Below are 22,769 nucleotides of genomic sequence, written 5' to 3'. Positions count from 1 at the left end.
TCAATAAATAACAAGCTGATGAATTTATTTTTTAGCTTTACATCCTAATTTGATTTCATGAAAGACCAACTTACGTTTGGAGTTTTTGGAGGTGGTAGCTGGGGAACCGCCATTGTGAAGATGTTGACCGAAAATTTGGAACAGGTCAATTGGTATATGCGGAGCGATTCGGCAATTCGTCATATTAAAAAAGAATGGCACAATCCCAACTATTTAAGTTCCGTAGAGTTTGATGTGGACCAACTCAAGATGAGCTTTGACATCAATGAGGTTGCCGAAGCATCCGACGTGCTCATTTTTGCCATTCCTTCTGCTTTTTTGGAGAGGGAACTGCAGAATTTGACGGTTCCCTTGAAAGATAAAATCATTTTTTCGGCCATTAAGGGGATTGTTCCCGAAAGTGGACGCATAGTTGGGGAACACTTCAATGAAAAATATGAGATCCCTTTTGAGAATATTGGTGTGATCACAGGGCCATGCCATGCCGAAGAGGTCGCCTTGGAACGCTTATCCTATCTTACCATTGCCTGCGCCGATGCCGATAAGGCCAAAATGGTGGCCAGGCATTTAAAGAGCGACTATATCCGTACCAAAATTTCTGATGATATCATAGGTACGGAATACGCGGCCATGCTGAAGAATATTTATGCCATTGCCGCGGGCATTGCGCATGGATTGGGCTACGGGGACAATTTCCAGAGTGTTTTGATGAGCAACGCCATACGGGAGATGAAGCGTTTTATTGACCGTGTGTACAAAATGAAGCGCAACATAAACGCCTCGGCATATTTGGGTGATTTATTGGTAACGGGCTATTCGGTTTTTAGTAGAAACCGAATGTTCGGGAACATGATCGGTAAGGGCTACACCGTAAAAAGCGCGATGATGGAAATGAACATGGTGGCCGAAGGCTATTATGCGACCCAAAGTGCCCATGATCTTATGGAAAAACTACAAAAGAAGTCCAAAACGCCCATTATCAACGCAGTATACCAAGTACTTTATAAAAACAAGAGCCCGAAAAAGGTATTTGAGAAGTTGACGGAGAAGTTGGATTAATTGCCCGTTGAGAGTTTGACAAGATTGAAACTGTAGCTTATAAATGGCAGGATAAAAGTTGTCTTCTTATCAAAATACTTTGTGTTTCGAGATATGTATATACCCAACATTATCTTAGACCTGCCTTTTCCATAACCAACGAAAATTTTGTTTGCGCTGAAATTATAATTGTCCAAAGAGGAATTTGAACCTACAACCTCTCCTTCTTCATTTAAAATAGATTCTGTTCTTACATACTCACTATTTCGGTTGAGCAAGCTAAGGCCGGCACCGACGAATAATTCGCCTTTTTGGAATACTTGAAAGTGATAGTTCAAGTTAAAATGATAGCCGAACATCAACCCGCGCTCTGTTTCTGAAGCTGTATTTTCAATACGAGTTGTTATAAGGTCATAACGAAAGGAGGTTTTGAATCCTGCACTAAAATTTTGAGTAACATAATAATCAACCCCAAAATTAAGTGCAGGGCCAGAATTTTGTAAATCAGGATTAATAAAATTTGTTGCCAGGGCCTGATCTCCTGATTTGTAAATGGGGGTAATTCTATATTCAGCACCAAGGTTTAAAAAGAAATTTTTCTCTCTTGAGTTATCTTGAGCTGCAAGATATAGTGGCAGTAAAAATAGGAATAGAAGTATGCGCATTTTCATTTTAAAAATGATTTATCTAATACGAAGGACTAAAATGATATTCTATAACAGAATTTTTAATGACATTCCCAAAACCATTTAAAACGAAAAAATTGTCATATTCAAAAATATTACTGGCCTGTACCTGTGCTGAAATGTATTTTTGATTGTAGGATCTATAACTAATCAAAGCACTAGTTCCATCCGGACGATTAAAATAAACTGATTTCAACGGTGCTGGAAACCCGTCATATTCATAAATTATATATGATATGAATGTACCTGAGGATTCACTTTTATTCATAATATGTTTATTAATGGTCTTAAAAACCCCATTATTTACGTCACTATTAGAAAATTTACCTAATTTATATTCAGGGTTATTTCGAATTTGAGCCCCGTCTATTGTCACCCTATCCCCCCAGTAATATCCCAGGGGATAATAAAAATACACATTATCAGACATGGCATACCCATAAATATGCACATCTGCTTTTTCCAACCATGATTCCTTTTTATCCTTAATCTTTATTTTTTCAATTTGCAAATCTTTGGGTATATTACTTCCACCACCAGAAGATCCACCGCCTGAAGAACTCCCTTCCCCTCCTTCAAACCCTTCTTCAGCGATAGGGTCTGGCAACATATATTCTTGATCTTCTGGAGATACTCCAAGCACATAAACATCATTTTCTAAAGCTTCTGGTTTAGGGTTAGGGCCAAAAACATCCTCTTCTAACAAATCCCGATATTTTAATTCCAACTGTCCAGCAGCATCCAGTTTGTATCCCTGCACAATTTCTTTCTCAGTATCTGGGTCGTAACTATTAATCAGAAAGAAAGGTTCGCTTTCCCTTCCTTCTTTAATTTTATACACATATGGATGCCATGAACCTCCATCCAAATCGATAAAAGCGTTTAAGGAAAATTGAATACTGTCATTTATCTCTCTTTTCCCTTTGCCCTCTAATGTTTCACTCAGTAAATCCTTAAAATATGAAGCTCCCATATGCCCCCTTTTGCTTGACTTGGAAATTCCGTGTTCGTCAAAATCTGGCTTAGATTGAAGTACTTCTTCCATTAAAAAAGTAAGATGATAATTTTTATAGGCTAATTTTTCCTTTAACTCCGCCTTTTCAATACCCTCTTTATCAAAGAGCAAAGAAGTAAATTGGCTTTCCTCAAAAAAAATGTTTTGTTCCTCTTCATTTTCACACGAACCTAATAGTATTGCCAAAACAAAAATTACGGTTGTAAAAAAGGCATTTTGATTGACCAAGGGTTTTATCCTATAGAAATGCATTAAGTAGGTATTTTTAAGTTAATAGAATCAAGATTGGTGTCAAGCTATGTAAAATTTATCTTTCAAAACCCTCTAAATCAATAGATGCCCCTTTTGGGTTGACGTAAGGTGGTTTTGAATTGACGGATTGGCAATCCTGAGTTTTTTTAACGAAAAATCGTGTCAAGAACTGGAACTCGACAAAATCCTATGTATTTCCATCAATTTGATGGGATTTGAAAAGAGAAGAATATATAACAGGTTGGATTAACCCCGCTCCAAAGAAAAATCGGAATGCTCCTTTAACTGCGCATCCAGTTCGGCAGAAAAGACCTCCATTTCTTCCGTGGAGTAATTGTAGGCTTTCTGAAATTCTTCGAAAACCGAGGCTTTGTATTTTCGCACACTCTCTATATCAAAATACAATCGGCCCGTTCTTCGTATAAAAAAGTCCAAGGGATTCAGTGCCATTTCGTGGGCTATGGTAAATTGCGCTTCGGCCCTTACCAATCGTTCTTTGGGTTTGTCGCCTTTTATGTTGGTATAAAGTTCCAAAATGGATTCGGTCTGCTTCCCATAAGTGGTCACCAAATACCACGCATCATATTTGGCAAAACCATCCGATTGAAGTTGGTCTTGAACGGTGGCGATGTATTTTTTAACGTGTTTGAACTTTTTAAAATCGTTCCCACAAAGTGGAATCTTGTCCGTGGTACAATGCTTCAACTCTATATCATGGTCCTCCTCCATTTTCTTGGCGATACGGTTCACTGTACGTTCTGCCATTTTACGGTATCCTGTGAGCTTTCCTCCCGCAATGCTGACCAATCCCGTATCGGAGGTAAAGATTTCATCTTTTCGTGATAGTTCAGATGCCGATTTCCCTTCTTCGTGAATCAGTGGGCGCAGTCCGGCCCATGATGAAACAATATCATCCAGTTCCAATTCTATATCGGGAAACATATTATTGACGGCTGAAATCAGGTAGATGGCATCGGCAAGTTCCGTGGTCACATGGTCCTTGTCGGAATTGTAATTGGTATCAGTCGTGCCAATGTAAGTGACCTTGCCACGTGGTATGGCGAACATCATCCGCCCGTCGGGAATATCAAAATAAACGGATTGTTTTACCGGGAGTTTTTCCTTTGGAAACACCAAGTGTACGCCCTTGGTCAAATGCAATCGCTTGCCTTTTTTGGATTGGTTCACACTTCTGAGCTCATCTACCCACGGTCCTGCAGCATTGATCACATATTTTGATGAAACATGGTACTCATCACCAAACACCTCATCCGTAAACTTGACACCGGCTACATTTTCATCCTCATAAATAAAATCAGTCACCTTGGAATAATTGAATATCTCTGCACCAAACTGAAGACTTGTTTTTAAGTTTTCAAGCGTCAATCGGGCATCATCGGTTCGGTATTCGGCATAATAGCCTGCTCCGTTCAATATCTTTTTGGGCAAAAGGGGCTCCAATTTCATGGCCTCCTTTTTCTCCAGCATCTGGCGTTTATCATCCCCGGAAACTTGGGCCAGGATATCGTATACCTTCAGTCCGATGGACGTCAACCATTTTCCATAGGAACCACCCTCGATAAGCGGGAGCAACATTTTCTCGGGTAGCACCAAATGTGGAGCCAATTTATGTACAATCGCCCGCTCAGAACCTACTTCTTTCACCAGCCAAAAATCGAATTGTTTTAGGTAACGTAGCCCTCCGTGTATCAATTTGGTGGATTTGCTACTGGTACCCGAGGCAAAATCGCCTTTCTCGAGTAACAATACCTTCATGCCGCGAGAAGATGCATCCAAAGCAATACCAGCTCCGGTGATTCCTCCACCGATTACAACAAGGTCGTAGGTGGTATTGGCCGCCTTTTGCAGTTTGTTCTTTCGGTCTATGTTGGAAAAAGCAATGTTCTCGCCCATGTTTCTATTTGTTGAATTCGTATTCGCGTTCCACCTTGCAAATCCGGACCTTGTACCAGGAATACCATGTTTTTATGCCATTTTTCTGTGCCTGTCGGTGATCCATATTGGCTTTCCAGTCGGCAATGGCCTCCAGACTTTCCCAATAACTAACGGTAATGCCCAATCCGTCCCGAGCATTTTCCATTTCTAAAAACCCAGGTTGTTTTCTGGCCAAGATTTCCATTTCTTCTGCCATCTTTGCATACCCTTGATCTCCATCTGTTCGGAGACTGGTAAAAATTACGGCATAGTATGGTTTTTGTAGTTCCATTTACGTGATATATTCCTTTTCCATGAAATAATTCACTAAAGCCTCCTTCATCAATACCGTTTGCTCTCCTGCTTTCAATGGCGGTAATTGTTCCTTCATGGTATAGTGCGGCCATCCGTCATCATCAAAAAAATCAAAATCGTAATAACCGTACGGCTCCAATAATCGGCAGATGGCAATATGCATCAGGTTGACTTTTTCGTCCTTTTTAAATTTACGATGAAAATCGCCCAATTCCTGAACGCCCACCAAATAAACAATCCCGTCCAGTTCCAAAGGGTCGCCATCCGAAAATTGCGCGGATAGTTTCTTCACCAAAAACTCCCACCGCTCTTTTAACTGTTCGTCTCTTGACATGTGTTTTGATATGAGTACCAAAGGTACAAATCAATATTCTATATTTGTTAAAACCCGTGTATGAGCTTTTTGGATATAATCATTGGAATTCTTCTGGTCTGGGGCCTTTACAAAGGCTTAAGGAACGGTCTGTTTGTTGAACTTGCCTCTTTGATTGCGCTGATTACCGGAATATACGGTGCTATCCATTTTTCGTACATCACTGGAGATTACCTTGCCGAACGTTTTGATTGGAGCGAGCAGTACCTTAAAATAGCTGCCTTTTTGATTACTTTCTTTGCCATTATTATTGTAGTGAACTTAGCCGGGAAATTCCTGACCAAGATTGCCGACTTTGCCATGCTCGGACTATTGAACAAAATTGCCGGAGGTATTTTTGGGGTTCTTAAGGTGGCCGTTATCTTGGGTGCTTTTTTAATTTTCTTCGAAAAGTTGGCCTCTCCATTGGGATTCATCAACGAGGGAACCAAAGAACAATCTATTTTTTACGAGCCCATCAAAGAATTGGGTGATTTGGTCTTTTCCTACGTATTGGATGATGTGGAAACTACTCCCTCTCCAGAGGTTGAGACCACACATGAAATCATATAAACGGCTTGTTTTTCTCGATAAAGGGACACCCTATACTCCCAAATAAGTCTATTATACACAGCTTGTTGTATTTCAACGTGATAATCTATCCTAACATGGAAATTTCATGGAAAAGGATAGTCTCTCCCTTAGTTTAGCAATAGAGAACATTAGGGAATTGAACACTCCCGAAAAACACCCCGAAAATGAAAAGATTATATGGCATCTTACTGGTCATAGTACTCGCTATTGTCCTAAGTTACTGTAGTACATCATCTGTACAGCAAGAAGAGCAAAATTACACCGAAGCAACTCTTGGCAACGAAAAAATTACGGTAGACCCCGTTAAAATGGAGGAAGACCTATTAAACCTGGTCAATCTTCACCGTGAATCTATTGGGCTGACCATTTTGGACAAAAGCGACCCCGCCTATAAATATGCCGAAGAACACAACGACTACATGATTTCCAAAAACATGCTGAGCCACGATAATTTTCAATCCCGGGCTGAAAAGATTGCCGAGGAGACCAATGCAATCAGTGTATCTGAAAACGTTGCCAGATACTACGTTTCAGCAGAAAAAACTTTGGAAGGCTGGCTTAATAGCTCTTCACATAAAGAAGCCATGGAAGGTAATTTTTCTCATACCACCTTGAGCGTTCAATTAGATAAGCAAGGTAGACCTTACTACACTCAGATATTTATTAAAGTGGAATAATCAAACCATTATATTTTGGAAAATGGGCCGGCTTGATAGCTGGCCTTTTTTATTAATTGCTATGTTGGCAGCAAGGATTTTTTTACCTTTCGTAAAATCTTTGAACATGTCTATAAAGTCACCTTTTAACCTAACTAAGTGGATTGAGGAAAACCGAGATATCTTAAAACCACCGGTAGGCAATAAAAATCTTTATAAAGAATCTGGTGATTACATTGTAATGATTGTAGCTGGCCCCAATGCCAGAAAGGATTATCACTACAATGAAACAGAGGAACTTTTTTATCAATTGGAAGGCAATATTGAAGTCCATATACAAGAAGATGGCCAAAAAAAGACCATGAAACTGGGTCCGGGTGATATGTACCTTCATCCAGCCAAGGTGCCACATTCTCCTGCTCGACAAGAAGGTTCTATAGGATTGGTGATCGAACGAAAAAGAGCTAATCTGGATGCTGAAGATGGCCTGTTATGGTTCTGCGATAATTGCAACCATAAATTGTACGAGGTCTACTTTACACTGAATGATATAGAAAAAGACTTCTTGGGTCATTTTAAGCACTTTTACAGTTCGGAAGAACTGCGAACCTGTGATAATTGCGGGACGGTAATGCCTGTTGATGAACGATTTATTGCCAAGGAAGAATGATACTCGTTTTCGCAAAGATCATCATAGGAATTGTGGCATTGCTGCATATTTACTTTTTGTGGCTAGAGATGTTCGCTTGGACCACAAGAGCAAAAAAAGTGTTCCGCTCTTTGCCGGAGCACTTGTTCGAACCCACTAAAACCTTGGCGGCCAACCAAGGACTTTACAACGGGTTTCTCGCGGCCGGACTCATTTGGTCCTTACTGATTCAAGATATCCATTGGCAAATTTATGTGGGGTTGTTCTTTTTGGGCTGTGTTGCCGTTGCGGGTATGTATGGAGCAATTACCGCATCAAAGAAAATTTTCACGGTACAGGCACTTCCGGCACTTGTCGGCATAGTTCTTTTGTTGGCTCATCTATTCCTGTAAACCGTTCATTCTCTAAGAGATTATTTGTATAATTGTAAAAATATAACAATACACTCTTAAAAAGTTATAAATGTCAAAAACAGCAACTGCTTTTGGAATAGAAGAGGCCCTAAAAGAATTGGGACTGAACGAAACAAATAATGGTACTTCCACAGGAAAAGATTGGTTTTCCAATGGGGATATCATCGAATCATATTCCCCTGTTGATGGAGCCCTAATTGGAAAGGTGAAGTCGACAACACGGGAAGATTACGAAAAAGTCATTAATTCTGCTCAAGGAGGATTTAAGAAATGGCGAACTATGCCTGCACCTCAACGAGGGGAAATTGTTCGAAAGTTTAATGATGAACTGCGTCGGTTAAAGGAGCCACTAGGCAAGTTGGTTTCCTATGAAATGGGCAAAAGCTATCAAGAAGGCTTGGGCGAAGTACAAGAAATGATTGATATCTGCGACTTCGCCGTTGGTTTATCCCGCCAATTACATGGATTGACGATGCACAGTGAACGCCCCGGTCACCGCATGTACGAACAGTACCATCCGCTGGGAGTGGTCGGTATTATTTCCGCGTTTAACTTCCCGGTGGCCGTTTGGTCTTGGAACACGGCTTTGGCCTGGGTCTGTGGTGATGCCTGCATCTGGAAAGGTTCCGAAAAAACACCAATGACCTCGGTTGCCTGTCAAAATATAGCCGCAAGGGTATTCGCTGAAAATGATGTGCCCGAAGGAATATCCTGTTTAATAACAGGAGACTATATCGTAGGGGAGTTCATGACCAAAGATGAAAGAATCCCCTTGATCTCGGCTACAGGTTCTACCAGAATGGGAAAAATAGTGGCCAAAACCGTTGGTGAACGACTAGGTAAATCTTTATTGGAGCTTGGAGGTAACAATGCTATCATAGTAACTCCCGATGCCAACATAAAAAATACAGTGATCGGCGCCGTTTTCGGAGCTGTGGGTACTTGCGGACAACGTTGTACATCCACACGCAGACTGATTGTTCACGAAGATGTATACGACAAGGTCAAGAACGCCATTGTGGACGCGTACAAACAAATCCGTATTGGCAATCCATTGGATGAAAACAACCATGTTGGTCCGCTTATCGATAAAGATGCGGTACAGAACTATTTGAAAGCTATCGAAAAAGTAAAAAGTGAAGGTGGTAACATTTTGGTTGAAGGAGGCGTTCTCGAAGGTGAAGGATATGAAAGTGGTTGTTATGTGAAACCAGCCATCGCTGAAGCTGAAAATCATTACGAGATTGTCCAACATGAAACCTTTGGGCCCGTTCTATATATTTTGAAATACAGTGGTGATTTGGAAAATGCATTGGATATGCAAAATGGGGTAAGACAAGGTCTGTCATCGGCCATAATGACGAACAACTTAAGGGAGGCCGAACGATTCCTATCCGTTGAAGGTTCGGATTGTGGAATTGCCAATGTGAATATCGGTACTTCCGGGGCTGAAATTGGAGGAGCCTTTGGTGGCGAAAAGGAAACCGGAGGTGGAAGAGAAAGTGGTTCCGACGCTTGGAAAGTGTATATGCGAAGACAAACAAACACCATCAACTACACTACTGAGCTGCCGCTCGCACAAGGCATTAAGTTTGACCTATAAAAAAGAAAAGCCGCCCATTTAGACACAGTGCTGAATGGGCAGTCTTTAAAACCAACTTAACTAACTCAAACTTAACTTTAAAACCCTATTTCAGTGCCGGATCATTGTCGGGAGAAACAGGGTTCTTCACTTAATGTTGAATTCCAAATTTCAATATATTTAATGAAGAAATTAAAGGGTATGTTACAGTTGGTTCCGAAAAGTGTATAGTTGGTATATTTTATTTTATTTTCTGTTTTCGAATTTTCTTACAAATCCCTGTGATTTATAAAAATTACTCAGTTTCTTTCTATTTTATTTAGATTTTTAAGGTTTTTTTATTACTTTATATAAACAGTTTTCATTGTTTATATAAAGACTATGGATTGGTTAAGCTCTTCTATGTGGTATTGGCTCTGTTTGGCCATTACTGGAATAATCTCCGGGGTTTTGGGATATTTTTTTGGTAAATCCGATGCTCCTTCCTCTTCGGATAATTTCTTTGAATTGAACTCACTTGAAATAGAAAATGCAAAATTGAAATCAGACCTTGAAACTTGCAAAAAACATTTGGATTCCGATCATATCAAAACCAAAGTCCTTAATCTTGATTCCGAAGTAAAGTTTTCAAAAAGTGAAGATTTCATTTTTCAAGTAAACGAAGCCAAAGCTATTTTCGGAAAGACCATGAATGAAAATGATCTAAAACTTATCGAGGGCATTGGGCCTAAAATAGAAGAGCTGTTCCATAATGTTAACATCAAAACATGGAAAGACCTGTCTGAAACCTCAGTGGACAAATGCCATGAGGTGCTCAACTCCGGCGGAAGACGCTATCGCATCCACGACCCGGCGTCTTGGCCCATGCAGGCAAAAATGGCCTACGAAGGCCATTGGGAACAACTATACATTTGGCAGGAAAAGCATAAGGCTGGAAAATATTAACAAAAAGACCGACCAGTCTTTCTACATCATCCCATTGGCCTCTACCCATTTAAAAGTGTATTGGTCCTGCGAAAATTGCATGCGCTCCGAAATCCTTTGCAAGCGCTCTGGCAATTTCATCAAATATACCCTTGCCTTTTCCGCCTGGTCGGAGAGACCACGAAGATTTCCAATATCCCAATAATCGTTCAACTTTTTCAGGATATCAATATAATCCTGCGCCGTATACACTCCCAAACGTTGTGCACAATTGGAAAACTGCTCAAAGGCTTCACCTATGCTACCTCCAGATTCACGTAAAAAATGGGCTGGCATCACGATTTTTTTCTTCATCATATCTGCAAAAGCCAAAACCATCCCATCGGGATCTTGCCCCATAATGGTCTTCACAAATTCGCGATATGCCAAATGGTGCCTCATTTCATCACCCGCAATAATAGTGCACATTTTCGCCAAGAGACCATTGCCTTTTTGTTTGGCCATTTTACCGACCCGCTTGTGCGAAATATTGGTGGCCAACTCCTGGAACGTAGTGTACACGAAGTTTTTATATGGATCTCTATCCGTTCCTATATCAAATCCATCAGAAATCAAATGCTGGGTGGTTATCTCGATTTCACGCATGTTCACGCGACCTGATAGGTACAAATATTTGTTCAAAACATCGCCGTGTCGATTTTCTTCTGCCGTCCAGGCACGTACCCATTTGCTCCACCCGTTTTCTTTGCCGCTATGCTGATCAATGCCTTCCACATCCATCAACCATGATTCGTAAGTAGGCAGCGCCTCTTCGGTAATAGTATCGGCGACAAGCGTCACCCAAAAATCATATCCAAGTTCCTTGGCTTCGCCACGAAGCTTTTCTACCTCATCAAAAAATTTATCACTTTGGGAATCTGGCAAAAAATCTGTGGGCTGCCATATTTTTTCGGTCGGAATCAGAAACTCGTTCATAAAACCGTCAACCTTGGGCTCAATGGCCTGCATCACTTCCAACCTTACATTCTTTATCGACATAAATACGGGGTTTTTACAAAGGTCTTTATAATTTACTGAAATTAACTCAAATTTCTCCCTCTTTCTCCAGGATAAAATTCTATTACCGGATCACTTTGCCAAAATTCCTTGGTTTCCACGTCCAATATGGTCAAACCTCCCATAAAAGCCGCTCCGGTATCCACATTCCAAACATTGGCCCTGTTCTGGGGCTCTACGAACTCCCTTTTGGATATTGGGGTATGTCCAATAAATACTTCTTTGTAATGCGTCAATCTCTTCGGAAACTTGGAATCGGTGGGCTTTAAACTGGGGTCTAGCGCAGTAGCCAGCTCCCACAAGGTGCGATCCCAATAAAATGATTGCTGAAAATACTCGTAATCTATCCCTTTCAGGTTGGTATAGCCTGCATGCAGGTACAATCGGTTATCCTCTGCTAGGTAGTAGTTTTGCAAATTTTCATAAAAATCAAGGTGCATTCTCCACTTTTCCTTATCAGCATTCAAATAGGAATCTCTAGTTGCCGTGCCGCCATGCGCCAACCATTGCGGGTTTTCCTTTTGATCTATTAACCAAGCCTTGCAGAGCTCATCATGGTTACCTCGGATAAAGGTACATGTGTATTGGCTTTGCAGCTGAATCAAAAAATCGATGGTCTCCACCGCCGTACTCCATCCATCTACATAATCGCCCAAGAAAATAATATGATCCTCTGGGGTAACCTTTGCCTTGTCCAACAATTGCTCCAAAGCTCTTACTCCAGAATGTATATCGCCCACTACCAGTGTTCGCATAGAAAAGTTTTTGACAATATTACACACAAAACCTTGGCCTATGAAAAATCATTGGGGCTTTATCACGCATTTAACCTAGAATTCAAATAAACCTAACTGTTTTTTGGACATGGTATTATTTTCTATGTACCTTAGAATATTCCGAAATCAATATGAAGAAAGTTTACTGCATCGGCGAAGTGTTGATAGATTTTGTTGCCGAACAACAAGGAAGCGACCTTTCCAAAGCAAACCATTTTACCAAAAAAGCTGGGGGAGCACCGGCCAACGTTGCTTGCGCCATTTCAAAATTGGGAGGGAATGGAATTTTTATTGGTAGTGTTGGGGATGATCCTTTTGGTAAATTTCTTTTGGAAACGCTAAAAAATGAAGGGGTTGATGTTTCGCTCACCCAATTATCCGATACATTTACGACTCTTGCCTTTGTTTCCCTCGCGGAGGATGGCGAACGTGATTTTGTTTTTAGCAGGGGAGCCGATAAAGAACTAAAATACAATCCAGATCTGCGGAAAAATCTCCCCGGAAACATTCTTCACCTTGGAGCAGCGACCGCACTTTTGGGTGGGCCTTTGGAAAAAACATATGGCAGATATCTTTTTGATGGACTCACAAAGGAAATGTTTATTTGTTTTGACCCCAATTTTAGAATCGACCTTTGGAAAAATGATGAGGAGACCTTTATTAAAAAGTGCATGCCATTTGTGGAAAAATCTCATCTGTGCAAGTTTAGTTCCGAAGAGGCCCAACTTATTTCAGGAAAGGAAGATTTACATGATGCTTGCGATGCATTGCACAAAATCGGGACCAAAATAATTACCGTGACCATGGGCAAGGAAGGTACCTTATTGAGCATGAACGGTACCAAAAAAATCATTCCGAGCGTGAAAGTAAAACCTGTTGATACCACAGGCGCAGGAGATGCTTTTATAGGTTGTTTGTTGTATCAAATTTCGGATTTGGGCAATTTTGAGCCAGTTTTCGAAGATTTTTCCTTGGTTGAGGGGATGGTTGCCAAAGCCAATAAAGCAGGGGCCATTACCACGACCAATTACGGCGCTATTGTTGCCTTGCCCACGAAAGAACAGCTCGAAAAGTAGATGAACCAAGCGAAATTACATAGGCTCCTATCCCAAAAAGGGAAAGACTCCCAAGAACTCTTTAATCAACGATTGGCTACTAACCTTACCTTGATTCAAAAACAGTTCTTCTCCCTCTACCCCGAAGAGCAGCATGAAAAACATTTTCAAAAACTATTGAAGTTGCTTCCCAAGTTATTTGCGGAGCGACCCGAAGCATTACGAAAGCAGGATTTGGAACGGTTGCAATCGGGCAACTGGCATCAATCCGAAAAGTTGATGGGCATGCAACTTTACGTGGAGCATTTCAACAAAGATTTGAATGGGCTACGAAAGAAGATACCCTATTTTAAAAAACTTGGAGTCAACTTTTTACACCTGATGCCCATAACAACAAGACCCGAGGGAGAAAGCGATGGCGGCTATGCCGTGAACAGCTATTTGGAAGTGGATAAAAAATACGGCTCCAAAGAAGATTTGTTGGAGCTCACCAAGGCATTTCGTGAAAACGGTATGTATTTGATGCTCGATTTTGTGGTCAACCACACCTCCAACGAATTTTCATGGGCAAAAAAAGCCAAGAAAGGGGATAAGAAATATCAGGGTTATTATTACATCTACGAGGATTTTACCATTCCGGCCGAATTTGAAAAGACTCTGCCAGAGGTATTCCCGGAAACATCACCCGGCAATTTTACCTATATCCCTGAAATGGAGAAGTGGGTAATGACGGTCTTCAACGGTTATCAATGGGACCTCAATTACACCAATCCCGAAGTATTTCTGGAGATGCTCACCAACTTGGTAAAGCTAACGGATATGGGTGTGGATGTAGTCCGTTTTGATGCCCTTGCCTTTCTCTGGAAAAAAATCGGGACCATTTCCCAAAACTTGCCAGAGGCACACAACCTTATCTCTCTATTCCGGATGTGCCTACAGGTAGTGGCTCCAGGTTCCATCTTGTTGGCAGAGGCCATTGTGGCGCCAACCGATATTGTAAAATATTTTGGAGAAGAAGAGAAAAGGGGCAACGAATGTGAGATTGCCTATAATGCTTCTTTGATGGCCCTCTTATGGAACTCCATTGCCACAAAAAAAACACAATTGCTTTATAAAAGTTTGATGCACGTTCCACCCAAACCACAAGATTGTACGTGGATCAATTACATCCGTTGTCATGATGATATTGGATTGGGGTACGAGAACCACCTCATCGAAGAATTGGGATGGAATCCTGAAATGCACCGAAAATTCTTGTTGGACTACTATTGCCAGCGGTTGGATTGGTCCCCGGCCACCGGAATGCTTTTTATGTACAATCCTAAAACAGGTGATGGAAGGATAACAGGTAGTGCGGCCTCTTTATTGGGATTGGAAAAGGCCATCAAAACCAACAATGACGACCTGATGGAGGCATCGGTACGTAAAATTGTGATGATGCACGGCATCACACTGGCATTTGGAGGTATCCCATTGATCTACGCGGGCGACGAAATCGGCACCCTCAACGATTATTCCTTCCAAAATGATGCATCCAAAAGAGGTGACAGCCGATGGGTGAACCGCCCTATGCAGGATTGGAAGGTCATTTCAAGGCTCAAAGAGAAGGATTCAGCTCAGTCCAAGATATTCCATGCCCTTCAGAAGCTTATCAAAATAAGGAAGGAGAACAGCATTTTTGCCGACAAAAACAACCTTGAACTCTATCATACAGGGAACGACCATATCTTTTCGTTTGAAAGAACAGAGAACCAAAAAGGGTTGTTGGTAATCTGTAATTTTGATGAAAACACTCGGGTCATCGACAGCAGTTGGATTAAAAAGCTCGGTTATTTCAGTAAGGGGGAACCATTGGATTTGGTATCGGAAGAAAAAGTAAGTCTTAATAGCGCACTTTTGGAAATCATGCCCTACCAGATGCTCTGGCTCATGAAATTTTAAGAGTACCTTACTTTTCTCAATATTCTTTGCGACTCCTTTAAGCTTTGGTACACATGGGTGTCGTACGCCTTCAGCAATGTCCTGGAACCTTCCATTTTGTCCTTCGCTTCTTCAAAACCGTTTAGGTAGCAAATCAAATAGGTAGCGGGCAAGTGAGTAATGTCCGTGTGCTCCGAATCGGTCAATGGAATATGGTTTTCCAGTTTTTTGAGCAAGGCATTATTGGTATTGTAGACGTGATAGAGCGTTTTTTTATCAAACTGTGGAGGTTCAAATACGAGTTTGCTGCTGATGGTGTACTTACCATTGTCCGAAAATGTGATCGTCATTTCTTCCAAAGGGTAATATTTTTGGTGAGAACCCAAACCCAATTGCACGTACTCCAATGTTTTGAAGGAATCGTCATCGTAATCAATAGTGATTTCATCCAACGCAGAATAGAACAGTTTCACTTGTTCGTTGATGAGTTCTATATCTACCCGGGAATAATAGATTTTCCCCTTTACCTTTTTCTTGTTGCCCGCCCAGCAGACGACAAACTGTTCCTTGAATACTTTATAATCGCTCGTTAAATCTGGATGTCTTGTATTGAAAAAGTTCAAGACGGCATCCAGCGTATATTCAATATTGTTACGGGCATGCTGCTCAATGGTGGCGACTTTTTCTGAATTGATGTCCTTTAATTCTATCCCAAAAGCCTTGGGAAGGCTAATGCTCCCTTCCCTAAAAAAAACAGCGCCTCCGTAATATTTCCAAATGTTCTTTCTCAGGGCACAGACCTTTCCGTTCGACCTAATGGTAACCAACCCGACCACCTTGCCTTCGGGCAAATGGGGAAAGGGAATGTTTTCGTATGAAATCAGAGGTGGATTGTCCAGATAGGCGTTGACAAGATTCTGAATTTTGCTGTCATCAAAAAAATCGACACCAACAATTTTGTTGTCCTCGTCCTCGACACCGATCACGATAAAGGAATTGTTTTTGGGGTTGCTGTTGGCCAAGGCACAGACATGCTTTAAAAATTTGGCCTTACCTTCCTTTTCTCCAATGGATATAAAACGCTTTTTGTCGTAAAAACTATTCTCGTCGTTGTGGGCCAATAAGTTTTTTACGAGTAGGCGTTTATTGATCATAGTTGTTTGTTCACAATTATGCTACTGGCCTGAGCGGTGGGCATTACTACAAGGTCGGCAATGTTCACATGATAGGGCCGGGTAACCACAAACAGAATAATGTCCGCAATATCCTCTGGTTTTAAGGGATGAAATCCTTTGTACACGTTAGATGCTCTTTCCGAATCCCCCTTGAACCTTACGTCGCTGAATTCTGTTTCTACCAAGCCTGGGTTTACGGCACCAACTCGAATGCCATAGGCATTTAAATCTATCCGCATGCCTTGGTTGATTGCATCCACAGCATGCTTGCTGGCGCAATATACGTTTCCATTGGGGTAAACTTCCTTGCCCGCTGTGGAACCAATATTGATGATATGGCCCGATTTCCGTTCCGTCATTTTTGGGATGATGGCCTTTGAGATGTAAAGCAATCCTTTTACGTTGATGTCCAACATGGCATCCCAATCATCCGGGCTGCCTTTATCAATCGGGTCCAGACCATGGGCATTCCCCGCATTGTTGATTAAGACATCTATCTCCGAAAATTCTTGCGGCAAACTTTCTATGGCCGAGAATACATCTTCGCGATTTCTTACATCAAAATTGAGCGTAAAAATTGCAGTGTCTCTTCCCAGCTCATTTTTTAGCTCGTTTAGTCTTTCCTCCCGTCGCCCACAGAGTATCAAATTAAAGCCCTGCTTTGCAAAAAGTTCGGCAGTTGCTTTTCCTATTCCACTGGTTGCTCCGGTTATTAGTGCTGTTTTTGACATGGTATATATTTTCTAAGGAACATCATGTCCTTGGGCGGCCACCAAAAGTGTGAACCAATCCTGAAGTTCCAAGTCTATCTTTGCGGCCGCGGCCGATTGTTCAATTCTTTTCTTATTCGTTGTTCCAATCACAGGGTGAACATGGGCGGGATGTTTTAATATCCAAGCCAAAAGCAATTGGCTTTCATTGGCGTCGTACTTATCCAAAAGTGGGCCCATGGCTTCCTTTATCCGTTCAACTTTTTCGTCGGTTTCCCGAAAAAAGCTCCCCAATGGACTCCATGCCATTGCCATTCTTTTGTTGGCGATGCAATCATCAAAAGTACCATCGTACATGGGGTCGTGGTGCGTTAAGGAGAACTCTACTTGGTTCCCTTCAACAGGAATCACATTGTCCAACATGGCCACTTGTGAGGTCGTAAAATTGGATACCCCAAATTGTTTGATTTTTCCACTATCCAGCAAATGCTGTGCAGCTTCTGCTATATCGCCAGGATGCATTAATGGACTTGGTCGGTGCATTAAAAAGAGGTCCAGATAATCCGTATGTAACTTTTTCATGGATTCTTCGGCCGACCAAATAATATACTCTTTATTGTATTGGTAATGATTGACCTTGTTGTCTCTACCTCGGGTCATTTGGATGCCGCATTTGGTAATCAACTGGATATCTTTCCTGTTGACACCACTATTGGCATATGCTGCACCAAAATCCGCCTCCGTGGAGTAGCTCCCATATATGTCTGCATGGTCAAAAGTGGTGAGTCCACATTCGATGCTGTGGTGCATCAAATCGATCATTTCTTTTTTGGAAAGTTTTTTCCCCCAACTTCCCCAGGTCATTGCTCCCGATATAATGCGAGAAAATTTCGTTGTCTGTTCCATATGCGCTGAAAGTATAAAATTAAACCCTTAAATCCTTCATAAAACTAGGGGTTTAGCGTTTTTTTTAACCATTAATTAACAGGCAGGTTTTAAATAAATTTTCATTTTGCACACCTTAGTAAAAACCCCGACCTTAACACCAAACAATAAAAGTATATAATGGAAGAAAACACTACTATTGATATTAGTGCTGTTAATGAGAAAATTGCCCAGGAAAGCGCTTTTATTGACCTCTTAAGGGTTGAAATGAACAAAGCGATAGTAGGGCAAAACCATATGGTAGAACGCCTATTGATAGGTCTTTTAGGAAAAGGCCACATTCTCCTTGAAGGTGTTCCCGGATTGGCAAAGACTTTAGCCATCAACACATTGGCAAAAGCCGTAAAGGGAAGTTTCAGTAGAATACAGTTTACGCCCGATTTGTTACCGGCAGACGTTGTCGGTACGCTGATCTACAATATCAAAGAGAACGATTTCTCCATTAAAAAAGGACCCATTTTTGCCAACTTTGTCCTAGCGGATGAAATCAACAGGGCCCCTGCCAAAGTGCAATCCGCGCTGTTGGAAGCCATGCAGGAAAAGCAGGTGACCATCGGCGACGAAACCTTTGTTTTGGACAAGCCGTTTTTGGTAATGGCCACACAAAACCCTGTGGAACAAGAAGGAACTTATCCACTTCCTGAAGCTCAGGTGGACCGATTTATGCTGAAAACGGTAATCGATTATCCGAAACTCAACGAGGAGCAGCTTATCATTCGTCAAAACCTAAAAGGTGCAACCGAACCCATTAAGCCTGTAGTTTCCTTGGAGCAAATCCTTAGGGCCCAAGAAACCGTTCGTGAGGTTTACATGGACGAAAAAATCGAAAAATACATACTCGACCTCATTTTCGCTACGCGATACCCGGAAAAATACAACTTGGAGAGCTTGAAACCTCTCATCAGTTTTGGTGCCTCCCCAAGGGGTAGTATCAACTTGGCCAACGCGTCCAAGTGCTATGCGTTCATCAAAAGAAGAGGTTACGTGGTTCCCGAAGATGTAAGGGCCGTAGTGCACGATGTACTTCGTCACAGAATCGGAATCACTTATGAGGCCGAGGCAGAAAATATTACTTCAGAAGAAATCATCAACAAGATTGTAAACGAGGTAGAAGTGCCTTAGCGGTTCAATGTTTATCGGACTAAGTAGCAATACTTTAACCAACCCGAAAACCTATTTTTCTTGAACCAAATGGATACAAAGGAACTACTAAAGAAAGTACGCAAAATTGAAATTAAGACCCGACGTCTTTCCGACCATATTTTTGGTGGGGAATACCACTCTACGTTCAAAGGTCGGGGGATGACGTTCAGCGAGGTACGCCAGTATCAGTTCGGGGACGATGTTCGAAGCATTGACTGGAACGTGACGGCACGCTACAATGAACCTTACGTAAAGGTCTTTGAAGAGGAGCGCGAACTTACCATGATGTTGATGGTAGATGTTAGTGGCTCGGAACTTTTTGGCACTTCCAACCAGTTCAAAAAAGAAATTGTCACAGAAATTTCCGCTACGCTTGCCTTTTCCGCACTTCAAAACAATGATAAAGTAGGTGTGATTTTGTTTTCCGATGAAGTAGAGCTTTTTATCCCTCCTAAAAAGGGAAAAAGCCACGTACTCAGAATCATTAGAGAATTGCTGGAATTCCAGCCAAAAAGCAGTGAAACCAATCTAGCGGAGGCATTAAAGTTCCTCACCAATGTGATGAAGAAAAAAGCCATTGTTTTTGTGCTTTCAGATTTTATCGCGGACGACTATGACAATACGCTTCGCATTGTGGGCAACAAGCATGATGTTACAGGAATACGGGTGTATGATGAGCGCGAAGAAACCATCCCAAACTTGGGCATGGTGCAAATGCAAGATGCCGAAACAGGAGAGATTCAATTGGTGAACACCCAATCCAAACAAGTACGTTCAGCTTACGGACAACATTACAAGGACAAAGTGGCCTATTTTTCCAATTCCTTTAATAAATCTGGATGTGGTGTAATCAATTGTCGGGCCGATGAAAGTTATGTAAAAAAGCTGTTGGGCTATTTTAAACGAAGAGGATAATGCGAATGGACAACCTACATAAAATTGGAAACATAAAAGGAACCCAACACATTTTGGGTGCTTTTTTGTTACTATTGCTTTGGCCCATGCTCGGTTTTTCGCAAACAGTACCCAAGGTAAATGCCGAAGTAGACACCTTGGCCATCAAAATAGGGGAACAAATCGAATACAAAATCACGGTTGAAGCAGACTCCACCGATGTTGTCTTTTTCCCCGAAGGACAAACCTTTTCTCCTCTTGAAACCGTAGAGGCTATAATGGCCGATACCATTAAAAATAATGAGAAGGTCATTCTTCAAAAAATATATTCGCTCACACAGTTTGATAGCGGTGCGTACACTATTCCACCACAGCGAATCGCCATCAACGAGCAACCTTTTTTCACGGATTCCTTCCAAGTGAAGGTCGCTGATGTGGTCGTGGACACTACCAAACAAAAGATGTACGACATAAAACCCTTGATTGAGGTAGAGCGAAGCACGGCCGATATATGGCTTACCGCACTTTGGATTCTTTTAGGACTGATTGTGGTAGGTGGATTGGTCTATTGGTTCTTTTTGCGCAAAAAGCCATTGACCGAGGAAGAGAAAGTCGCCTTGCTCCCTCCCTACGACCGGGCTTTGATTGAATTAAAAAAGCTGGAGAATTCGAGGTATCTCATTCAGGATGAGTACAAACAGTACTATTCGGAGCTTACCGATATTGTTCGTTCCTATTTGGAAGAAGATGTACACGTAACGGCCATGGAAAGTACCACCTCGGAGCTCATCACCAAATTGGAAATGTTGCGCGATGCCGGTGAACTTAAGTTAGAGGATGATACCATCCAACAATTTCAAAAAATATTGCAAACAGCGGATTTGGTAAAGTTTGCCAAGAACAAACCTGCATCATCCGTTGCAGAACAGGATAGAAAATTGGTCGAGGAAATCGTGACCAAAACGCATGCGGGACTACCCGAGCCAACCGAAGAAGACTTGTTGTTGGACGAGGAATATCTGGAAGAACTTGCAAGAAAAAAACAACGAAAAAGAATCTATTGGGCCGCGGCCATTTTTGCAGGGATCATTGTTCTGGGCGGTATTGGGTCTACCATTTATTTTGGAACCAAAAAAGTGCGTGACACCGTCTTTGGTTACCCCACCAAAGATTTATTGGAGAGTGAGTGGGTGGCCAGCTCGTATGGTTTTCCTCCCATTCAAATAGAAACTCCGGAGGTTTTGGTGCGCCAAGAGCCACAACTACCTAAAGAAACCGAGGAACTCATCAAAGAACTTCAGGCCTTTTCCTATGGAAGTTATGTCGGCATTTTTTCTGTAAGCACAAGTTCCATCACCTTTAAAGAAGAAAAAGAAGAACCTCAATTTGATGCGGTTATCGGTTCCACCTTAGCCAATTTTGAACAACTAGGGCTTAAAAACATTATTACCAAACAAGAGGAATTTGTTACGCAATCCGGTGTAAAAGGATTGAAAACTTATGGCACCGGAACTCTGGAACGACCCAATGGAGACTCCAAAAGGGCCAAATACAACATTCTCACCTTTGGCGGTAAAGGTTTTATCCAACAGGTGGTAATCACTTGGGAAGAGAAAGATGAATATGCAGAACAGATCGTTGACCGGATTTTAGGAAGTCTTGACGTAAAAACACAAGTATAAATGTTTGAGAATATAGAATTTGCAAACCCTGAATTTTTCTGGCTGCTATTACTGCTGCCATTGGCTTTGCTATGGTATTTTTTCAAACGGAAAAATGAAATGGCATCCCTACGTATTTCCAGTATCAAAGGATTTACGGTAACAAGCTGGGCCTCAAAATTGAAACCCATCCTGTTAGTAATCCGCCTTTTGGCCTTGGCTGCCATAATAACGGCATTGGCAAGACCTCAAACGGAGGATATTTCAACGAGGACAAAAACCACGAAGGGTATCGATATTGTGATGGCCATTGATGTCTCGTCCAGTATGTTGGCACGTGACCTTAAACCGGACCGATTGACCGCCTTAAAAGAAGTAGCGGCCGATTTTATCGAAGGCCGCCCAAACGACCGAATCGGTTTGGTAAGCTATGCCGCTGAAAGTTATACCAAGACGCCAATCACCAGTGACAAAGCTATTGTACTGAATTCTTTGGAAGAAATCACTTATGGGGTATTGGAAGACGGTACGGCCATAGGAATGGGACTGGCCACATCGGTTAACCGCCTAAAAGAAAGCAAAGCCATCAGTAAAGTTATCATTCTTTTAACGGACGGTGTCAATAATTCTGGCTTTATTGAGCCTAGAACCGCCGCCGATCTTGCAATCGAATTCGGGATTAAAACATACACCATTGGTATAGGAACCAACGGAAATGCTTTATCCCCGATCGCATATAACAGAGATGGGTCGTACCGGTACGGAATGCGACAAGTAGAAATCGATGAGGAATTGCTTGAGGAGATTGCCGATGTAACCGGTGGAAAATATTTCCGTGCTACCGACAATGAGTCTTTGGAAGCTATTTACGACGAGATCAACAAATTGGAAAAAACAGAAATAGAAGAGTTCAAGTATTACAAATACGAGGAAAAATTCAGGCCATTGATTTTCTTGGCCGGAATTTTATTGTTGTTGGAATGGGGATTGCGAAACTCAATCTTTAAAAGTTTTATTTAGAAG

The 22,769-nt window shown here is 41.6% G+C and carries 23 protein-coding genes; 13 read left to right on the top strand and 10 right to left on the bottom strand.

Annotated features, from left to right (window positions below; translation table 11 throughout):
• The first annotated feature begins 57 nt into the window (after nucleotides 1-57).
• A complete protein-coding gene (locus GUA46_RS02745; protein ID WP_108245779.1) occupies nucleotides 58-1,059 on the top strand; it encodes an NAD(P)H-dependent glycerol-3-phosphate dehydrogenase in 1,002 nt (333 codons plus the stop codon).
• Here GUA46_RS02745 and GUA46_RS02740 read toward each other — a convergent pair.
• The 5 genes from GUA46_RS02740 to GUA46_RS02720 form a co-directional block, all read right to left on the bottom strand.
• Nucleotides 1,056-1,709, bottom strand: a complete 654-nt coding sequence (locus GUA46_RS02740) for a hypothetical protein (RefSeq protein WP_176619197.1) — start codon at nucleotides 1,707-1,709, stop codon at nucleotides 1,056-1,058. The two genes, GUA46_RS02745 and GUA46_RS02740, sit on opposite strands and share 4 nt — an antisense overlap.
• Nucleotides 1,710-1,725: 16 nt before the next feature.
• On the bottom strand, nucleotides 1,726-2,991 hold the full coding sequence (locus GUA46_RS02735) for a hypothetical protein (RefSeq protein ID WP_176619196.1): 1,266 nt from the start codon (nucleotides 2,989-2,991) through the stop codon (nucleotides 1,726-1,728).
• Nucleotides 2,992-3,237: 246 nt separating this feature from the next.
• A complete protein-coding gene (locus tag GUA46_RS02730) occupies nucleotides 3,238-4,905 on the bottom strand; it encodes a glycerol-3-phosphate dehydrogenase/oxidase (RefSeq protein WP_176619195.1) in 1,668 nt (555 codons plus the stop codon).
• A 4-nt stretch (nucleotides 4,906-4,909) separates the two neighbouring features.
• Nucleotides 4,910-5,218: an antibiotic biosynthesis monooxygenase family protein gene (locus GUA46_RS02725; RefSeq protein ID WP_176619194.1), complete on the bottom strand. Its 309-nt coding sequence runs from the start codon at nucleotides 5,216-5,218 to the stop codon at nucleotides 4,910-4,912.
• Nucleotides 5,219-5,575 (bottom strand): hypothetical protein, encoded by a 357-nt coding sequence (locus GUA46_RS02720; protein ID WP_108245770.1) that lies wholly within the window; start codon nucleotides 5,573-5,575, stop codon nucleotides 5,219-5,221.
• 60 nt (nucleotides 5,576-5,635) lie between these two features.
• Here GUA46_RS02720 and GUA46_RS02715 point away from each other — a divergent pair, with 60 nt between their 5' ends.
• The 6 genes from GUA46_RS02715 (at nucleotide 5,636) to GUA46_RS02690 (ending at nucleotide 10,432) form a co-directional block, all read left to right on the top strand.
• Entirely contained in the window at nucleotides 5,636-6,166 is a 531-nt protein-coding gene (locus GUA46_RS02715) for a CvpA family protein (protein WP_176619193.1), read from the top strand.
• 185 nt (nucleotides 6,167-6,351) lie between these two features.
• Nucleotides 6,352-6,864: a CAP domain-containing protein gene (locus GUA46_RS02710; protein ID WP_176619192.1), complete on the top strand. Its 513-nt coding sequence runs from the start codon at nucleotides 6,352-6,354 to the stop codon at nucleotides 6,862-6,864.
• Between the two features lie 106 nt (nucleotides 6,865-6,970).
• Nucleotides 6,971-7,513, top strand: coding sequence for a 3-hydroxyanthranilate 3,4-dioxygenase (locus tag GUA46_RS02705; RefSeq protein WP_176619191.1), 543 nt, complete (start codon nucleotides 6,971-6,973; stop codon nucleotides 7,511-7,513).
• Nucleotides 7,510-7,884 (top strand): DUF1304 domain-containing protein, encoded by a 375-nt coding sequence (locus GUA46_RS02700; protein WP_108245767.1) that lies wholly within the window; start codon nucleotides 7,510-7,512, stop codon nucleotides 7,882-7,884. The genes GUA46_RS02705 and GUA46_RS02700 overlap by 4 nt, the downstream gene beginning before the upstream one ends.
• A 70-nt stretch (nucleotides 7,885-7,954) precedes the next feature.
• Nucleotides 7,955-9,508, top strand: coding sequence for an L-piperidine-6-carboxylate dehydrogenase (gene amaB, locus GUA46_RS02695; RefSeq protein WP_176619190.1), 1,554 nt, complete (start codon nucleotides 7,955-7,957; stop codon nucleotides 9,506-9,508).
• 360 nt (nucleotides 9,509-9,868) lie between these two features.
• Entirely contained in the window at nucleotides 9,869-10,432 is a 564-nt protein-coding gene (locus GUA46_RS02690) for a hypothetical protein (RefSeq protein WP_229418416.1), read from the top strand.
• Nucleotides 10,433-10,453: 21 nt separating this feature from the next.
• On the opposite strand, the gene GUA46_RS02685 is transcribed toward GUA46_RS02690, so the two are convergent.
• Both GUA46_RS02685 and GUA46_RS02680 read right to left on the bottom strand, forming a co-directional pair.
• Nucleotides 10,454-11,449, bottom strand: coding sequence for an acyl-ACP desaturase (locus GUA46_RS02685; protein ID WP_108245764.1), 996 nt, complete (start codon nucleotides 11,447-11,449; stop codon nucleotides 10,454-10,456).
• Nucleotides 11,450-11,490: 41 nt separating this feature from the next.
• Nucleotides 11,491-12,222, bottom strand: a complete 732-nt coding sequence (locus tag GUA46_RS02680; RefSeq protein ID WP_176619189.1) for a metallophosphoesterase family protein — start codon at nucleotides 12,220-12,222, stop codon at nucleotides 11,491-11,493.
• 152 nt (nucleotides 12,223-12,374) lie between these two features.
• On the opposite strand from GUA46_RS02680, the gene GUA46_RS02675 reads away from it, so the two are divergent.
• Both GUA46_RS02675 and GUA46_RS02670 read left to right on the top strand, forming a co-directional pair.
• Nucleotides 12,375-13,319, top strand: a complete 945-nt coding sequence (locus GUA46_RS02675; RefSeq protein WP_176619188.1) for a carbohydrate kinase family protein — start codon at nucleotides 12,375-12,377, stop codon at nucleotides 13,317-13,319.
• Nucleotides 13,320-15,239: an amylosucrase gene (locus GUA46_RS02670; RefSeq protein WP_176619187.1), complete on the top strand. Its 1,920-nt coding sequence runs from the start codon at nucleotides 13,320-13,322 to the stop codon at nucleotides 15,237-15,239. It abuts the gene before it with no gap.
• On the opposite strand, the gene GUA46_RS02665 is transcribed toward GUA46_RS02670, so the two are convergent.
• From GUA46_RS02665 to GUA46_RS02655, 3 genes are read right to left on the bottom strand one after another with little or no spacing between them, the layout of a single operon-like run.
• Nucleotides 15,236-16,372: an ATP-binding protein gene (locus GUA46_RS02665; RefSeq protein WP_176619186.1), complete on the bottom strand. Its 1,137-nt coding sequence runs from the start codon at nucleotides 16,370-16,372 to the stop codon at nucleotides 15,236-15,238. The two genes, GUA46_RS02670 and GUA46_RS02665, sit on opposite strands and share 4 nt — an antisense overlap.
• A complete protein-coding gene (locus GUA46_RS02660; protein WP_176619185.1) occupies nucleotides 16,369-17,124 on the bottom strand; it encodes an SDR family NAD(P)-dependent oxidoreductase in 756 nt (251 codons plus the stop codon). Before GUA46_RS02660 ends, GUA46_RS02665 begins: the two co-directional genes overlap by 4 nt.
• A 12-nt stretch (nucleotides 17,125-17,136) precedes the next feature.
• Nucleotides 17,137-18,009: an aldo/keto reductase gene (locus GUA46_RS02655; RefSeq protein WP_176619184.1), complete on the bottom strand. Its 873-nt coding sequence runs from the start codon at nucleotides 18,007-18,009 to the stop codon at nucleotides 17,137-17,139.
• 159 nt (nucleotides 18,010-18,168) lie between these two features.
• On the opposite strand from GUA46_RS02655, the gene GUA46_RS02650 reads away from it, so the two are divergent.
• The 4 genes from GUA46_RS02650 to GUA46_RS02635 all read left to right on the top strand — a co-directional run bounded on the left by GUA46_RS02650 (nucleotide 18,169) and on the right by GUA46_RS02635 (nucleotide 22,766).
• Nucleotides 18,169-19,170 carry an AAA family ATPase gene (locus tag GUA46_RS02650; RefSeq protein WP_108245756.1) on the top strand — a complete coding sequence of 334 codons (1,002 nt, stop codon included), beginning with the start codon at nucleotides 18,169-18,171 and terminating at the stop codon, nucleotides 19,168-19,170.
• A gap of 69 nt (nucleotides 19,171-19,239) precedes the next feature.
• The gene (locus GUA46_RS02645) at nucleotides 19,240-20,106 is read left to right on the top strand and encodes a DUF58 domain-containing protein (protein ID WP_166249533.1); all 867 of its coding nucleotides are present in this window, start codon (nucleotides 19,240-19,242) and stop codon (nucleotides 20,104-20,106) included.
• Complete coding sequence (locus GUA46_RS02640) at nucleotides 20,106-21,767, top strand: BatD family protein (RefSeq protein ID WP_176619183.1); 1,662 nt, start codon at nucleotides 20,106-20,108, stop codon at nucleotides 21,765-21,767. Before GUA46_RS02645 ends, GUA46_RS02640 begins: the two co-directional genes overlap by 1 nt.
• A complete protein-coding gene (locus GUA46_RS02635; protein WP_108245753.1) occupies nucleotides 21,768-22,766 on the top strand; it encodes a vWA domain-containing protein in 999 nt (332 codons plus the stop codon). It begins immediately after the preceding gene.
• Nucleotides 22,767-22,769 lie beyond the last annotated feature (3 nt).

This window comes from Flagellimonas chongwuensis (assembly GCF_013376415.1).
In the GTDB taxonomy this organism is placed as follows: Bacteria; Bacteroidota; Bacteroidia; order Flavobacteriales; family Flavobacteriaceae; genus Flagellimonas; species Flagellimonas chongwuensis.
The sequence above is the reverse complement of the archived record's forward strand: the minus strand, read 5'-3'. Positions and strand labels throughout refer to the sequence as shown.

Excerpts from the sequence above, each read along its gene's own strand:
- GUA46_RS02745 (WP_108245779.1), top strand. The coding sequence starts at position 58 with ATGAAAGACCAACTTACGTTTGGAGTTTTTGGAGGTGGTAGCTGGGGA.
- GUA46_RS02740 (WP_176619197.1), bottom strand. The coding sequence starts at position 1,709 with ATGAAAATGCGCATACTTCTATTCCTATTTTTACTGCCACTATATCTT.
- GUA46_RS02735 (WP_176619196.1), bottom strand. The coding sequence starts at position 2,991 with ATGCATTTCTATAGGATAAAACCCTTGGTCAATCAAAATGCCTTTTTT.
- GUA46_RS02730 (WP_176619195.1), bottom strand. The coding sequence starts at position 4,905 with ATGGGCGAGAACATTGCTTTTTCCAACATAGACCGAAAGAACAAACTG.
- GUA46_RS02725 (WP_176619194.1), bottom strand. The coding sequence starts at position 5,218 with ATGGAACTACAAAAACCATACTATGCCGTAATTTTTACCAGTCTCCGA.
- GUA46_RS02720 (WP_108245770.1), bottom strand. The coding sequence starts at position 5,575 with ATGTCAAGAGACGAACAGTTAAAAGAGCGGTGGGAGTTTTTGGTGAAG.
- GUA46_RS02715 (WP_176619193.1), top strand. The coding sequence starts at position 5,636 with ATGAGCTTTTTGGATATAATCATTGGAATTCTTCTGGTCTGGGGCCTT.
- GUA46_RS02710 (WP_176619192.1), top strand. The coding sequence starts at position 6,352 with ATGAAAAGATTATATGGCATCTTACTGGTCATAGTACTCGCTATTGTC.
- GUA46_RS02705 (WP_176619191.1), top strand. The coding sequence starts at position 6,971 with ATGTCTATAAAGTCACCTTTTAACCTAACTAAGTGGATTGAGGAAAAC.
- GUA46_RS02700 (WP_108245767.1), top strand. The coding sequence starts at position 7,510 with ATGATACTCGTTTTCGCAAAGATCATCATAGGAATTGTGGCATTGCTG.
- amaB (WP_176619190.1), top strand. The coding sequence starts at position 7,955 with ATGTCAAAAACAGCAACTGCTTTTGGAATAGAAGAGGCCCTAAAAGAA.
- GUA46_RS02690 (WP_229418416.1), top strand. The coding sequence starts at position 9,869 with ATGGATTGGTTAAGCTCTTCTATGTGGTATTGGCTCTGTTTGGCCATT.
- GUA46_RS02685 (WP_108245764.1), bottom strand. The coding sequence starts at position 11,449 with ATGTCGATAAAGAATGTAAGGTTGGAAGTGATGCAGGCCATTGAGCCC.
- GUA46_RS02680 (WP_176619189.1), bottom strand. The coding sequence starts at position 12,222 with ATGCGAACACTGGTAGTGGGCGATATACATTCTGGAGTAAGAGCTTTG.
- GUA46_RS02675 (WP_176619188.1), top strand. The coding sequence starts at position 12,375 with ATGAAGAAAGTTTACTGCATCGGCGAAGTGTTGATAGATTTTGTTGCC.
- GUA46_RS02670 (WP_176619187.1), top strand. The coding sequence starts at position 13,320 with ATGAACCAAGCGAAATTACATAGGCTCCTATCCCAAAAAGGGAAAGAC.
- GUA46_RS02665 (WP_176619186.1), bottom strand. The coding sequence starts at position 16,372 with ATGATCAATAAACGCCTACTCGTAAAAAACTTATTGGCCCACAACGAC.
- GUA46_RS02660 (WP_176619185.1), bottom strand. The coding sequence starts at position 17,124 with ATGTCAAAAACAGCACTAATAACCGGAGCAACCAGTGGAATAGGAAAA.
- GUA46_RS02655 (WP_176619184.1), bottom strand. The coding sequence starts at position 18,009 with ATGGAACAGACAACGAAATTTTCTCGCATTATATCGGGAGCAATGACC.
- GUA46_RS02650 (WP_108245756.1), top strand. The coding sequence starts at position 18,169 with ATGGAAGAAAACACTACTATTGATATTAGTGCTGTTAATGAGAAAATT.
- GUA46_RS02645 (WP_166249533.1), top strand. The coding sequence starts at position 19,240 with ATGGATACAAAGGAACTACTAAAGAAAGTACGCAAAATTGAAATTAAG.
- GUA46_RS02640 (WP_176619183.1), top strand. The coding sequence starts at position 20,106 with ATGCGAATGGACAACCTACATAAAATTGGAAACATAAAAGGAACCCAA.
- GUA46_RS02635 (WP_108245753.1), top strand. The coding sequence starts at position 21,768 with ATGTTTGAGAATATAGAATTTGCAAACCCTGAATTTTTCTGGCTGCTA.